Annotated in this window: 12 protein-coding genes; 10 read left to right on the top strand and 2 right to left on the bottom strand. The window is 63.9% G+C overall.

Annotated elements, in window-relative coordinates:
* Nucleotides 1-3 precede the first annotated feature (3 nt).
* Nucleotides 4-792 (top strand): dienelactone hydrolase family protein, encoded by a 789-nt coding sequence (locus tag AC1DE1_RS12110; protein ID WP_477174969.1) that lies wholly within the window; start codon nucleotides 4-6, stop codon nucleotides 790-792.
* Between the two features lie 44 nt (nucleotides 793-836).
* Here AC1DE1_RS12110 and AC1DE1_RS12105 read toward each other — a convergent pair whose 3' ends face one another.
* Nucleotides 837-1313 carry a hypothetical protein gene (locus AC1DE1_RS12105; RefSeq protein WP_477179102.1) on the bottom strand — a complete coding sequence of 159 codons (477 nt, stop codon included), beginning with the start codon at nucleotides 1311-1313 and terminating at the stop codon, nucleotides 837-839.
* Between the two features lie 121 nt (nucleotides 1314-1434).
* A complete protein-coding gene (locus tag AC1DE1_RS12100; protein WP_441604385.1) occupies nucleotides 1435-2436 on the bottom strand; it encodes a polyprenyl synthetase family protein in 1002 nt (333 codons plus the stop codon).
* Nucleotides 2437-2572: 136 nt separating this feature from the next.
* Here AC1DE1_RS12100 and AC1DE1_RS12095 point away from each other — a divergent pair, with 136 nt between their 5' ends.
* The 9 genes from AC1DE1_RS12095 to kdpC all read left to right on the top strand — a co-directional run bounded on the left by AC1DE1_RS12095 (nucleotide 2573) and on the right by kdpC (nucleotide 13581).
* Nucleotides 2573-3790 carry an MFS transporter gene (locus tag AC1DE1_RS12095; protein WP_477174968.1) on the top strand — a complete coding sequence of 406 codons (1218 nt, stop codon included), beginning with the start codon at nucleotides 2573-2575 and terminating at the stop codon, nucleotides 3788-3790.
* A gap of 192 nt (nucleotides 3791-3982) precedes the next feature.
* Nucleotides 3983-5722: a gamma-glutamyltransferase gene (ggt, locus tag AC1DE1_RS12090; protein ID WP_477175194.1), complete on the top strand. Its 1740-nt coding sequence runs from the start codon at nucleotides 3983-3985 to the stop codon at nucleotides 5720-5722.
* Nucleotides 5723-5825: 103 nt separating this feature from the next.
* On the top strand, nucleotides 5826-6800 hold the full coding sequence (locus AC1DE1_RS12085) for a VTT domain-containing protein (RefSeq protein WP_441604383.1): 975 nt from the start codon (nucleotides 5826-5828) through the stop codon (nucleotides 6798-6800).
* Nucleotides 6801-7181: 381 nt separating this feature from the next.
* Nucleotides 7182-7274, top strand: a complete 93-nt coding sequence (gene kdpF, locus AC1DE1_RS12080; RefSeq protein ID WP_121882515.1) for a K(+)-transporting ATPase subunit F — start codon at nucleotides 7182-7184, stop codon at nucleotides 7272-7274.
* Nucleotides 7271-9073, top strand: coding sequence for a potassium-transporting ATPase subunit KdpA (kdpA, locus tag AC1DE1_RS12075; RefSeq protein ID WP_477179101.1), 1803 nt, complete (start codon nucleotides 7271-7273; stop codon nucleotides 9071-9073). The genes kdpF and kdpA overlap by 4 nt, the downstream gene beginning before the upstream one ends.
* Nucleotides 9074-9097: 24 nt before the next feature.
* Nucleotides 9098-11179, top strand: coding sequence for a potassium-transporting ATPase subunit KdpB (gene kdpB, locus AC1DE1_RS12070; protein WP_441604381.1), 2082 nt, complete (start codon nucleotides 9098-9100; stop codon nucleotides 11177-11179).
* Nucleotides 11180-11225: 46 nt separating this feature from the next.
* Nucleotides 11226-11426: a hypothetical protein gene (locus tag AC1DE1_RS12065; protein WP_441604380.1), complete on the top strand. Its 201-nt coding sequence runs from the start codon at nucleotides 11226-11228 to the stop codon at nucleotides 11424-11426.
* 84 nt (nucleotides 11427-11510) lie between these two features.
* Entirely contained in the window at nucleotides 11511-13001 is a 1491-nt protein-coding gene (locus tag AC1DE1_RS12060; RefSeq protein ID WP_477179100.1) for an outer membrane beta-barrel protein, read from the top strand.
* A gap of 10 nt (nucleotides 13002-13011) precedes the next feature.
* Nucleotides 13012-13581: a potassium-transporting ATPase subunit KdpC gene (gene kdpC / locus AC1DE1_RS12055; protein WP_441604378.1), complete on the top strand. Its 570-nt coding sequence runs from the start codon at nucleotides 13012-13014 to the stop codon at nucleotides 13579-13581.
* The last annotated feature ends 188 nt before the right edge of the window (nucleotides 13582-13769 follow it).

Here is a 13769-nt window from a genome sequence, read left to right as displayed (position 1 = left end):
GTCATGCGCATTGCCCGTCTTTGCAGTTTGCTGTTGCTGTCAGGAGCCGCGTTCGCCGCGCAGGCGAAGATGGTGGAAAAGCCGGTCGAATGGACGCAGGACGGCACCACCTTCCATAGCGTGCTGGTGTATGACGATGCCGTCGCCACCAAGCGTCCCGGCCTGGTGATGGTGCCCAACTGGTATGGCGTGAACGATGGCGCCATCAAGAAGGCCGAAGGCATTGCGGGCAAGGATTACGTGATCCTGGTCACCGACATGTACGGCGAAAAGATCCGCCCGACCAACGACGACCAGGCCAAGGCCGCGACCAAGCCGCTGTATACCGACCGCGCGCTGATGCGCAAACGCATCGACCTGGCGCTGGAGCAATTGAAGGCGCAGGGCAAGAGCGCGCCGATCGACGTCAGCAAGCTGGCCGCCATCGGCTTCTGCTTCGGCGGCTCCGCCGTGCTTGACCTGGCTCGCAGCGGCGCCGACGTGGCCGCGGTGGTGTCGTTCCACGGCGGCCTGCAGACCGACGACCCGTCGCTGGCCAAGAACATCAAGGCGCGCGTGCTGGTGATGAATGGCGCCGACGACAAGGGCACCATGCCCGACGCCGACAAGTTCATGGACGAAATGCGCGGCAGCAAGGCCGACTGGCAGTTCGTGGTGCTGGGCAATGCGGTGCATTGCTTCACTGAAACCGATCAGCACAGCGCCGGGTGCGCTTATGACGAACGTGCGGCGCAGCGTAGCTATCGTTTGATGCGCGATTGGCTGCATGGGGCGTTCACGGCTACCCCTTGAAGCGCTTGGACGAGGCGCGCATGACGCGCCTCGTCGCCCGCCGCTCAGTCGAGTTCGCGCCAGTGCAGGCAGGCGCGGATGCATGAAAAAAGCAACATCAGCGCGATGACGGTAAAGCACGACATCATGAGGTAACTCGTCCAGAAGAAGGCTGGATCGAACGTCATGGAGACGTAGCGATCACTGTCGTAATGCCTGCGGCCGCTGATATCAGTGAATTGCGTGCCTTGGCAGCGCTTCATGAGGCATCGGATGGCGCCAGACGAGAGCACCCGGTAAGAAATCCAGCTGAGCGGGCCGAGCATCGTGGTCGCCACGAGCATGCCCATCAGCACGCCGCTGCGGAACCCGGGGAACGGTTTCTTCCTTTTCGCGTATCCACGCGATTCATTGACGAGCGCGATGACGACGGTGATGACGGCAATGGCGATCATCTGCCACGGCGCCAGCGCGTCGCCGTTCAGCGCTATGCGGTAGGGATGAAACGCGTCCACCATCCACTGTGGGTCGGGCTTGGGCATCATGTCGTCCTTGAACACTCGGGGAGTTCAAGAACGAGTATGGCTTGGGGTGTCGCCTCAGGAAAGGCCCGCCCGGCGCCGTCGATCGGTGACGCGGGAGTCGCGGGCCACGCGTGAAAAATCAGAAGCTGCGCTGCACCGAATAGTCCGCCAGCGTCGCCATGGCGTCGCGCCACGGCGAATCGGGCAGGGCGCGCAGTGCATCGCGTGCGGCATCGGCGTGCATCACGGCGCGTTCGTGGGTGCGTTCGAGCGCACCGGAATCGCGGATGGCGGCGATGATGCGGTCGAGCGAATCGAGGCCGCCATGTTCGATGGCGTGGCGCAGCGACTGCTTCTGTTCGGCATCGGCGCGCTGCAGCGCGTAGATCAGCGGCAGCGTCGGCTTGCCTTCGGCCAGATCGTCGCCGATGTTCTTGCCCAGGGTGCCTGCGTCCGAGGTGTAATCGAGCAGGTCGTCGGCGATCTGGAAGGCGTAGCCCAGCTGCATGCCGTAGCGGCGCAGGGCGGTGCACTGTTCCACCGGCAGGCCGCCCAGCAGGCCGCCGAGCTCGGTGGCGGCGGCGAACAACACGGCCGTCTTGCGTTCGATCACATTGAGGTAGGCAGCTTCATCGACGTCGGCGTTGCCGATGTTGAGCAGCTGCAGCACCTCGCCTTCGGCGATGGTGTTGGTGGTGTCGGCCAGGATGCGCATGATGCGCATGTCATCGAGCTCGACCATCATCTGGAACGAGCGCGAATAGAGGAAGTCGCCCACCAGCACGCTGGCCGCGTTGCCCCACAGGGCGTTGGCGGTCTTGCGGCCGCGGCGCAGGTCCGATTCGTCCACCACGTCATCGTGCAGCAGGGTGGAGGTATGGATGAACTCGATGACTGCGGCCAGCTTGATGTGATGCTCGCCGTGGTAGCCGGCAGCGTTGGCCGCCAGCACGTGCAGCATCGGGCGCAGGCGCTTGCCGCCGCCGGCAATGATGTGGTCGGCGATCTGGTTGATCAGCACCACGTCCGACGACAGGCGTTGGCGGATCAGGGAGTCGACCCGGTGCATGTCTGCAGCGGCGAGCCCTCGAACGGCGGCAAAGTCGGCAGAGCGGCGGGTGTCGGCTTGGGTCGTGGTCATGAGGCAGTCATAGCGTCGTATCACGGGATTATAGAGAGAGTTGGGCGCAAGAAACCGCCGCGACACGGCACCACGGTTGGTTTTTTGGGGTCAAACGTATAATCGGTGACTCATGCGACCCTTTTAAGAAGCCCCGGTGAGCAAACTCTCCCCACTTGAACGACGCAGCGCGCTGACCCTGGCCTGTGTGATCAGCCTGCGCTTGTTTGGCCTGTTCCTGATCATGCCGGTGTTTTCGCTGTACGCGCAGCAGATGCCGGACGCCACGCCGTGGCTGATCGGGCTGGCGCTGGGCGTGTATGGCCTGGGGCAGGTCCTGCTGCAGATACCGCTGGGCCTGTTGTCGGATCGCATCGGCCGCAAGCCGGCGATCACCCTGGGCTTGCTGGTATTTGCCGGCGGCGGCCTGGTGGCGGCCATGTCGCACGGGCTGCTGGGCATCGTGATCGGACGTGCCCTGCAGGGCATGGGCGCGGTGGCGGGTGCGGGCACGGCCCTGGCCGCCGACCTGACGCGCCATGAAAACCGCAGCAAGGTCATGGGCATCATCGGCGTATCCATCGGCGTGGCGTTTCTGCTGGCGCTGATTCTCGGTCCGCCGCTGGAAGCCGTGGCCGGCCTCTCCGGCCTGTTCGCGGCCACTTCCATCCTGGCCCTGGCGGCGCTCGTGCTGCTGTGGCTGATCGTGCCCACCCCGGAGCGGGCGTCCGCGCCGGCAGCAGCCAACTGGGCCAGTGTTTTGTCGATGTTGCGTGATGGCCGCATGCTGGTGCTCAACGGGTCGGTGTTCTTTCTGCACATGTTGTTGACGGCCAGCTTCGTGGGCTTGCCGCTGCTGTTGGCCAACCGACTGCATTTGCCGGTGAATCGTCATTGGGAGCTTTATCTGCCGGTGATGGTGATCGCGGCCTTTGTGCTGGGCGCCTGCCTGCATCGCATGCGCGATCTCGCGCAAAGCCTGAACCTGGTGGCTGTATGTGTCGTCGCGACCGGGTTGGGGTTGCTGGGATTTGGCCTGTCCGGCGATCACGTGGCGGTGTTGGGGGTGGCGGCGGCGGTGTTCTTCTCCGCCTTCAATCTGCTGGAAGCGGCGCTGCCCAGCCTGGTCTCGCAATTGGCGCCCGGCTCGATGCGAGGTGCGGCGATGGGCGCGTATTCGACCAGCCAGTTCCTGGGCGCCTTCGTCGGCGGCGCGGTCGGCGGCATCGCGCTGGGCCGGCTCGGCACCGATGGCGTATTTCTTTGCGCGGCGGCGCTCACCCTGGTCTGGTTGCCGCTGGTGCTGCTCGGCGCTCGTCGTATCGAGGCAGGACGTGCAGGTCTGGATACCGCCCCTGCTGCCGGCGGCGCGTAACGCGGCCACGGATGCTCAAAGATGCGGCGGCGTTCCTTGGCATCGGATCGCCCGGCAGTGTATGACGTCGGGCTGACGTGACGGGGCGGCTGAGCTCGCCGCCGTCGCGCGATTTGACCATCGACGAGGCCGCCCATGTCTGCACGCCCATCCCGCCTATCGCGTCTTTACGCTGTCACGGCCCTCGCCGCGATGACGAGCTTTTACGTAGGGCACGCCACGGCCCAGGAGATCAGCCGCGGCGATCGCTACTCGGGCAACACCTGGGCCTCGCGTTCGCCGGTGATCGCGCAACACGGGATGGCCGCGACCGAGCAGCCCCTCGCCTCGCAGGTCGCCATCGATATCCTCAAGAAGGGCGGCAGCGCGGTGGATGCGGCGATTGCCGCCAATGCCGCGCTCGGCCTGATGGAGCCGGTGCTCAACGGCATCGGTGGCGACTGCTTCGTGATCGTGTGGGACCCTAAAACGCGCAAGCTCTATGGCTACAACGGCTCCGGCCCGTCGGCGAAGGGGCGCGACCTGGCCAAGATGCAGGCCGAGGTGAAGGCCGCGTATGCCAAGGCGGGCATGCCGGTGAAGGATCACATTCCCTCGGTGGGTTCGCTGCCGATCACCGTGCCGGGCACGGTCGATGCGTGGTTCGCGCTGCACGAGAAGTTCGGCAAGCTGCCGATCGCCGACGACTTGGCGCCGACCATCGCCTATGCCAAGGACGGCTTTCCCATCACCCAGCTGGTGGCCAAGTACTGGAAGGGCAACTTCGCCGCGTTCGAGCGCGAGAAGGGGCTGATCGAGGAATTGGACAACGCCCGCCACACGTATCTGATCGATGGACACACGCCTGCCGAAGGCGAGGTGTTTCGCAATCCCGATCTCGCCCGCACGCTCAGCCTGATTGCCGAAGGCGGCCGCGATGCGTTCTACAAGGGTGCTATTGCCCACACCATGGACACCTATTTCAAGCGCATCGGCGGTGACCTGCGTTACGAGGATTTCGCCAGCTATCACGGCGAATGGGTGACGCCGCAATCGGTGAATTATCGCGGTGTCGACGTCTACGAACTGCCGCCGAACGGGCAGGGTTTCGCGGCGCTGGAAATGCTGCAGATACTGAAGGGTTTCGACCTGCGCAAGATGGGTGTGGGCAGCGCCGATGCCATCACCGCCATGCTGGAAGCCAAGCGCCTGGCCTATGAAGATCTCGCCAAGTTCTACGCCGATCCGAACTTCGTCAATGTGCCGATGAAGGGCCTGATTTCCGAAGCCTATGGGGAGCAGCGGCGCAAGGAGATCCATCTGGATCACGCCAACCCGTCGATCGGTCCTGGCGATCCGCGCCTGTTCAATGGCGACACCACGTATTTCACCACCGCGGACAAGGACGGCATGATGGTGTCGATCATCCAGTCCAACTATCGCGGCATGGGCTCGGGCCTGGTGGCCGACGGGCTGGGCTTCATGTTCCAGGATCGCGGCGAGCTGTATTCGCTCAAGCCCAAGGCCGCCAACGTGTACGCCGCGGGCAAGCGGCCGTTCCACACCATCATTCCGGGCTTTGCGATGAAGGATGGCGAGCCGTGGCTGGCCTTCGGCGTGATGGGCGGCGACATGCAGCCCCAGGCTCATGTGCAGGTGCTGACCAAAATCATCGATTTCGGCATGAACGTGCAGGACGCCGGTGATGCCGCGCGCTGGCGCCACTACGGCAATGCCGAGCCCACCGGCGAGCCCTCGCTGGGCATCGGCAAGGTGGAGATGGAATCGGGTTTTGACGCTGGCGTGAAGGCCGAATTGACACGACGCGGCTATACGATCGAAGCGGGTACGGGCAATTTCGGCGGCTACGAGGCCATCATGTTCGACCCGAAGCAGCGGGTGTACTGGGGTGCCACCGAAATGCGCAAGGATGGCGAGGTCGTCGGCTACTGAGGCTGAGATCGGGTCAGCCTGTTTAGACGAAAAATCGATTGTTTTTACGAGCGCCGGCCCCAATGATGGAGGGGCCGCAAGATGTCATCGGTCGAGGTTTGCCATGGCCCACCACATCATCGAGCTGATCGCCCAATACGGGCTGCTGCTGGTATTCGTCAACGTGCTCATCGAGCAGGCGGGCGTGCCGCTGCCGGCCGTACCGACCATGATCGTGGCGGGCGCTTTGGCGTCGACCGAGCGTCTGCCGCTGACCGGCGTGGTCGCCGTGGCGGTGCTGGCCTGCCTGCTGGCCGACTACGCCTGGTATGCCGCAGGCCGCTATTTCGGTGGCGGCGTGATGCGCACGCTGTGCCGGATCTCGCTGTCGCCCGATTCCTGCGTAAAGCAGTCGGAACTGCGCTTCCAGCGCTGGCGCGGCGGCGTATTGCTGCTCGCCAAGTTCGTGCCGGGTCTCTCCACCGTGGCGCCCCCACTGGTCGGTGCGATGGGTCTGCGGACGGCACCGTTCGTGTTTTTCGATGGCCTGGGGTCGCTGCTCTGGGTGGGTGTGGCGGTGAGCCTGGGCTATGTGTTCTCGACCCAGATCGATGAGTTGCTGGTCACGCTGGCCAATGCCGGCAGCGTGGCGTTGATGCTGATCGGCAGCCTGCTGGTGCTCTACATCATCATGAAATGGTGGCAGCGCCACCGCCTGATCCGCGCCTTGCGCATGGCGCGCATCACCGTGCAGGAACTCAACGACGAACTCAACAAGGGCCGCAATCCGGCCATCGTGGACGTGCGTTCGGAAGCGGCGCGCATGCTCGATTCGCGCATCATCCCCGGCGCCTTGCTGGCCGATGTGAACAGCGTCGACATCATCGTCAACGCCGTGCCGCTCGATGCGGAGCTGGTGATCTACTGCACGTGCCCGAATGAGGCCTCGGCTGCCCTGGTGGCCAAGGCGCTGATGTCGCGCGGGTACAAGCGGGTGCGCCCGTTGCTGGGCGGGCTGGATGCCTGGGATGAGGCTGGCTATCCGGTCAATCGCGCGCCGGCGGCGAATGACGGCGACGTGATTTCCCACGCGGTCTGATCCGATCGTGTAGGAGCGCACCCTGTGCGCGACCGCCGACCGTAGGGCGGCCTGTTCGGCCGCGTTCGCGCACAGGGTGCGCTCCCACAGGGGAAACGGCGCCCGAGACGCCCCCGGGCAAATTTTTACGGTTTCTATACGCGGCCGGGTGAATTCGCTACCCCTTTCTTATGCGCCGCTTCCGACAATTTGCACCGTTAACTAAGACGGTGAGTCGGACTTCAATGGACGCCCTTTATCTGCTTTTTTCGATCGTGCTGTTTGCGGCGGCGCTCGGCTTTCTGCTGATCTGCGATCGCCTCGGTCGCCGTCCCTGATCGCCTGTCGTCGCCACGGGCGACGACGTTGCTGGCGCGCGCTTTTCCTGCGGGAGATCCACCTATGAACGCTTTCTACCTCGTGGCTGCCGTGATCGCGGTGGCCTTGACGGGCTACCTGTGCGTGGCTCTGCTCAAGCCGGAGTGGTTCGAATGACCACCTTCGATTTCTTCCAGGTTGTGCTTTTCCTGGCCGTGCTGCTTGTGCTGATCAAGCCGGTCGGCGCATACATGGCCATGGCGTTTGCCGATACGCCCAACGGCGTCAATCGCGTGGGCGGCAAGTTGGAGCGTCTGCTCTACCGCCTCGCCGGCGTGCGCAGCGATGAGCAGATGGGCTGGCGCCGTTACGCCATCGCCATGCTGGTGTTCAACATGCTCGGCCTGTTTGCGGTCTATGCACTGCAGCGCACGCAGCAGTGGTTGCCGCTCAATCCGCAGCATTTCGATGCGCTGTCGCCGGACCTGGCGATGAATACCGCGATCAGCTTCGCCAGCAATACCAACTGGCAGGCCTACGGCGGCGAAAGCGCCATGAGCTACCTGACCCAGATGCTGGGCCTGGCGGTGCAGAACTTCCTCTCCGCAGCGACCGGCATTGCGGTGTTGCTGGCGGTCGTTCGTGGCTTCACGCGTCGCAGCGCCAACAGCGTGGGCAACTTCTGGGTCGACATGACCCGCACCACGCTTTACGTACTGGTGCCGTTCTCGCTGGTCGTCGCACTGCTGCTGTCCTCGCAGGGTGTGGTGCAGAACTTCAAGTCCTACGTGGATGTGCCGCTGGTGCAGAACACGACGGCCGTGGAAACGGTGAAGGATGCCGCCGGCAACACGGTGAAGGATGCGGCCGGCAAGGACATGACCAAGTCGACCACGGTCACCACGCAGACCTTGCCGATGGGACCGGCTGCCTCGCAGATCGCGATCAAGCAGTTGGGCACCAATGGCGGCGGTTTCTTCAATGCGAACTCCGCGCATCCGTATGAGAACCCGACGCCTTTCAGCAACTTCATCGAGATGCTGGCGATCTTTCTGATTCCGGGCGGTCTTTGCTACACCTTCGGCAGCATGGTGGGCGATCGCCGCCAGGGCTGGGCGATCCTCGCCACCATGCTGCTTATTTTTGTCCCGCTCTGCTTTGGCGCCATCGCCGCCGAACAGGCCGGCAATCCTGCGCTGCACGGCCTGGCCGTGGATCAGCAAGCCTCCGCGCTGCAGGCGGGCGGCAATATGGAAGGCAAGGAAACGCGCTTCGGCATCGCCGCCAGCGGCCTGTTCGCCACCATCACCACGGCAGCCTCTTGCGGCGCTGTCAATGCCATGCACGACTCGCTCACCCCGCTGGGCGGCCTGGTGCCGATGTGGCTGATGCAGCTGGGTGAAGTGATCTTCGGCGGTGTGGGCTCGGGTCTCTACGGCATGCTCGCGTTCGCCGTCGTCGCGGTGTTCATTGCCGGACTCATGGTAGGTCGCACGCCGGAATACCTCGGCAAGAAGATCGAAGCGCACGAAATGAAGATGGCCAGTCTCGCCGTGCTGGTGCCTTGCGCCCTGGTGGTGATCTGCACGGCCATTGCGGTGATGACGCCAGCTGGCGTGGCCGGTGTGTCCAATCCGGGTGCGCACGGTTTCAGCGAAGTGCTGTACGCCGTGTCGTCGGCAGCGAACAACAACGGCAGTGCGTTCGGTGGACTTTCCGCCAACACCCCGTTCTGGAACGTGCTGCTGGGCGTGTGCATGTATCTGTCGCGCTTCCTGCTCGCCATCGCCATGCTCGCCATGGCCGGCTCGCTCGCCGCCAAGCGCCACGTGCCGCCCTCGGCGGGCACGTTGCCCACGCATACGCCGCTGTTCGTCACCTTGCTTGCCTGCGTCGTGGTGGTGGTGGGCGCGCTCACCTTCCTGCCTGCGCTTGCGCTTGGTCCGATCGCCGAATTCCTGATGTCGGTGCGCTGATCAGCGCCCGAAGGAAGCATATCCATGACAACGACTCATACCCCTGTCCACGGCGTTCGCAGCTTCGATCGCGACCTGATCCTCAAGGCGATCGCCGATTCGTTCCGCAAGCTCTCGCCGAAGCAGCAGTTCCGCAACCCGGTGATGTTCGTGGTGTTCGTGTGCAGCGTGTTGACCACCTTGCTGTGGGTGCAGGCGCTGACCGGCCACGGCGAAGCGCCGACCGGTTTCATCTTCTGGGTGACCATCTGGTTGTGGTTCACGCTGTTGTTCGCGAATTTCGCCGAGGCCTTGGCCGAAGGTCGCGGCAAGGCGCAGGCCGCTGCGCTGCGTGGCTCGCGCAAGGACGTGGTGGCCAAGCGCCTGTCGGCGCCTTACAAGGACGCGCCGATCACCTATACGCCGTCGACCGAATTGCGCGTGGGTCACCACGTGCTGGTGGAAGCGGGTGAACAGATGCCGGGCGATGGCGAAGTGGTGGTCGGCGCGGCAAGCGTTGATGAGAGCGCCATCACGGGCGAATCCGCGCCGGTGATCCGCGAGTCCGGCGGCGATCGCAGCGCCGTCACCGGTGGTACGCGAGTGCTGTCCGACTGGCTGGTGGTGCGCATCACCAGCAACCCGGGCGAGAGCTTTCTGGACCGCATGATCGCGATGGTGGAGGGCGCCTCGCGTCGCAAGACGCCGAACGAGATCGCGCTTACCATCCTGCTGGCCAAGTTCACACTGATCTTCCTGCTCGCCTGCGCCACGCTGCTGCCGTATTCGATCTACAGCGTGCAGGCGGCCGGCGCGGGCAACCCCATCACGCTGACCGTGCTGGTGGCGCTGCTGGTGTGCCTGATTCCGACCACGATTGGTGCACTGCTGTCGGCGATCGGCATCGCAGGCATGGATCGCATGATCCGCGCCAACGTGATCGCCACCTCGGGTCGTGCGGTGGAAGCGGCCGGCGATGTGGATGTGCTGCTGCTCGACAAGACCGGCACGATCACGTTGGGCAATCGCCAGGCCGTGGCTTTCCTGCCGGCGCCGGGCGTCGATGAACATACCCTCGCCGACGCTGCGCAACTGGCCTCGCTGGCCGACGAAACGCCGGAAGGCCGCAGCGTCGTGGTATTGGCGAAGGAACGCTTCGGCATCCGCGAGCGCCAGTTGGAAGAAGGTCACGCCGAGTTCGTGCCATTCACTGCGCAGACCCGCATGAGCGGCGTCAATCTCGGCAATCGCCAGATCCGCAAGGGCGCGCTGGATGCGGTGGAACGCTACCTGGAATCCAACGGCAGCCACTTGCCGCCGCTGGTCAAGCGCATGGCCGAGGACATCGCCCGCCGCGGCGCCACGCCCCTGATCGTCACCGAAGCCGCCACGGCGCTGGGCGTGATCGAGCTGAAGGACATCGTGAAGGGCGGCATCCGCGAACGCTTCGCCGAGATGCGTCGCATGGGCATCAAGACGATCATGATCACCGGCGACAATCCGTTGACTGCCGCCGCGATTGCTGCGGAAGCAGGTGTCGATGACTTCCTCGCCGAAGCCACGCCGGAAGCCAAGCTCAAGCTGATCCGCAAGATCCAGGCCGAGAACCGCCTGGTGGCGATGTGCGGCGATGGCACCAACGACGCGCCGGCGCTGGCCCAGGCTGACGTGGCGGTGGCGATGAACACCGGTACGCAAGCGGCCAAAGAAGCCGGCAACATGGTCGATCTCGACTCCAATCCCACCAAGTTGATCGAAGTGGTGGAGATCGGCAAGCAGATGCTGATCACGCGCGGCTCGCTCACCACCTTCTCGATCGCCAATGACGTGGCCAAGTATTTCGCCATCATCCCAGCGGCTTTTGCGACGACTTACCCGGCGCTCAACACGCTCAACGTGATGAAGCTCGCCACGCCGCAGAGCGCGATTCTCTCGGCGGTGATCTTCAACGCGCTGATCATCATCTTTCTCATTCCGTTGGCGCTGAAGGGCGTGAAATACCGTGCGTTGGGCGCCGGTGCGCTGCTGCGTCGCAACCTGCTGGTCTACGGCCTTGGCGGCATCGTCGTGCCGTTCCTTGGCATCAAAGTGATCGACATGTTGCTCGTGCTCTGCGGTCTTGCCTAAGCCCCCTCATTACTGACGCACTACTGGAATCTACGGAGTCTTTGCCATGCAAGTACTCAAGCTTTCTGTTTCGCTGCCCGACGACACCCACCCAGACATGGAGCTTCGTCTCTCATCAGACGACTCCGCCTGCGACGTGGTGATCGCATTGCCGGTGCAGGGTCGCCCGCGCGTTCAAACGCGCGACACCCAGGCGCCGAACAGCGAACAGGACGAATACGTGCTCGGCGGTTACGCCGGCATTTGACGTGAGGCCGCGGCACAGCGGCCCACCCCTCTCTACCCACAGAAAAGGACGGCTCGCCCCGAGCCGGTTTCAGGAACACCCATGATGTCCAAGAAGCTTCTTTCGTTTGCACTGTTGATGGCTCTCGCCCCCGCGGGCGAAGCTGCTGCTGCGGTGGCGCCGGTCGCCGGCACCGACGTGACGCCGGCGGCAGGTCTCGATGACGGCTCGGCCGGTGCGCCGGCGGCTTCCGGCGACGACTGCTCGCAGGGTTTCTTCTCCCGTCTCGGCGCGGCCTATCGCGCCGATGCGCAGCCGGCCGATCCCAATGCGCCCGCCGCACCGCGCCGCGCGATGGACGCACCGCTCGATTCACCGCCGTTTCCCAACAGCGAGTGGCAGCTCGGTGGCGTGCCCGCCCCGATCGGCGTGCCGGTGGCTTACGGCCAGTACCCGCTGCAGAAAGCGCTCTCGTGCATCAAGGTCGGTAATTGGATGAAGCGCAACCGCATCGAGATCAACGGCTGGATCAACCCGTCGGCCAATGCAAGCTCGTCCAGCTTCACGAACTATCCGCTGTCCTACGCAACGCGCCCCAATCGCGTGGAATTCGACCAGCTGGTGTTCAACATCACCCGCGTCGAAGACACCGTGCAGACCGATCACCTGGATTGGGGTTTCAACATCTCCACCCTGTACGGCTACGACTATCACTACACGATCACCAAGGGCGTGTTCAGCAATCAGTTGCTGAACCATCCCAATTCGAATGGTCCGCTGCCGGGCAAGGTCTATGGCATCGATCCGATGCTGTTCTACTACGACCTGTACATTCCTTCGGTGGCAGAGGGCATGGTGGTTCGCGTGGGCCGCTGGTTGTCGCTGCCGGATATCGAAGCCCAGTTCTCGCCGCAGAACTATCTGGTTACCCATTCGATCCTGTACACGGTCGACCCCTATACCCAGACCGGCGTGATGACCACCACCAAGCTCAATAGCCAGTGGACGGTGCAGCTTGGCGTCAATGCCAGCAACGACGTTGCACCTTGGAATCATTCGGCGCGCCCGTCGCTTCAGGCTTGCGTGCGCTGGGTGTCGAAAGACAACAATGACATGCTCTACCCCTGCGTGAACAACTGGAACACCTCGGACTACAACTACAACAACGTGCAGATGTACGTGATGACCTGGGGCCACCGCTTCAGCCAGAGCGTGCACATGCAGACCGAGGCTTACTACATGTACGGCCGCAACGTTCCGGGCTTCGGGCCGGATGGCGAGCCGGGCGTGGTGGCGTCGTCGCCGTATCCGGGCAAGGCGGGCGAGTACGGCGTGGTGAACTACCTCAACTTCGAGTTGAACTCGAGCAACATGATTTCGTTCCGCAACGAGTTCTACAACGACCAGAAGGGCCAGCGCACCGGCTACGCCACCAAGTACAGCAGCCACACGCTGGGCCTGACGCACTGGGTGTCCTCGGACCTGGAGATCCGTCCGGAGATCCGTTACGAGCACTCCTACGACGTGAATGCGTACAACGCCGGCAAGAAGAACTACCAGGCGATCGCGCTGGTTGACGCGATCCTCCACTACTAAGGTGAAACCCATGGCTAAGCTGATTCGCAGCGCCATCGTGATGCTGCTCCTGATGACCGTGATCACCGGCGTGGCCTACCCGCTGGTGGTCACCGGTGTCGCCCAGGTGCTGTTCCCGTCGCAGGCGAACGGCAGCCTGATCGACAGGGAAGGCAAGCCGATCGGCTCCACGCTGATCGGCCAGTCGTTCGACGACCCCAAGTATTTCTGGGGTCGTCCTTCGGCGACTTCGCCGCAACCCAATAATGGGCTGTCGTCGTCGGGCTCGAACCTCGGGCCGACGAATCCGGCGTTGACGGATGCCGTGAAGCAGCGCATTGAAGCGCTGCGTGCCGCGGATCCTTCGAACACTGCAGCGGTGCCGGTGGATCTGGTGACGGCATCGGGTAGCGGTCTGGATCCGGAGATTTCGCCGGCGGCGGCGGCTTATCAGGTGGCGCGGGTGGCGAAGGTGCGCGGGTTGAGCGAGTCGCAGGTGAGGGCGATGGTGATCATGGCGACGACGGGGAGGCAGTTTGGGATGTTGGGTGAGGCGCGGGTCAATGTGCTTAAGTTGAATTTGGCATTGGATGGGCGGTGAGTCATCACTTCTCCCTCTCCCCACCGGGGAGAGGGCTGGGGTGAGGGGCGGGTGCTCGCGGGAACGTTTCATCTTTGCCGTCGTCCTGGCGCAGGATGGGATCCAGAGTCTCGGTTTCTGGTTGTCGCGTTACCGCCAGCGTGCCGCCTACGACGCAAAGCTAGTCCCTGTGGGGCGCGGCGGGCGTT

The sequence above is a fragment of the Dyella sp. 05T440 genome (assembly GCF_056395965.1).
This window is presented reverse-complemented; position numbering and strand designations above follow the sequence as displayed.

Bases quoted from the DNA above. Each gene is read 5' to 3' on its own strand.
- kdpA (WP_477179101.1), top strand. From the start codon at position 7,271: ATGACCACCTTCGATTTCTTCCAGGTTGTGCTTTTCCTGGCCGTGCTG.
- AC1DE1_RS12100 (WP_441604385.1), bottom strand. From the start codon at position 2,436: ATGACCACGACCCAAGCCGACACCCGCCGCTCTGCCGACTTTGCCGCC.
- kdpB (WP_441604381.1), top strand. From the start codon at position 9,098: ATGACAACGACTCATACCCCTGTCCACGGCGTTCGCAGCTTCGATCGC.
- ggt (WP_477175194.1), top strand. From the start codon at position 3,983: ATGACGAGCTTTTACGTAGGGCACGCCACGGCCCAGGAGATCAGCCGC.
- kdpC (WP_441604378.1), top strand. From the start codon at position 13,012: ATGGCTAAGCTGATTCGCAGCGCCATCGTGATGCTGCTCCTGATGACC.
- AC1DE1_RS12085 (WP_441604383.1), top strand. From the start codon at position 5,826: ATGGCCCACCACATCATCGAGCTGATCGCCCAATACGGGCTGCTGCTG.
- AC1DE1_RS12105 (WP_477179102.1), bottom strand. From the start codon at position 1,313: ATGCCCAAGCCCGACCCACAGTGGATGGTGGACGCGTTTCATCCCTAC.
- kdpF (WP_121882515.1), top strand. From the start codon at position 7,182: ATGAACGCTTTCTACCTCGTGGCTGCCGTGATCGCGGTGGCCTTGACG.
- AC1DE1_RS12065 (WP_441604380.1), top strand. From the start codon at position 11,226: ATGCAAGTACTCAAGCTTTCTGTTTCGCTGCCCGACGACACCCACCCA.
- AC1DE1_RS12060 (WP_477179100.1), top strand. From the start codon at position 11,511: ATGTCCAAGAAGCTTCTTTCGTTTGCACTGTTGATGGCTCTCGCCCCC.
- AC1DE1_RS12110 (WP_477174969.1), top strand. From the start codon at position 4: ATGCGCATTGCCCGTCTTTGCAGTTTGCTGTTGCTGTCAGGAGCCGCG.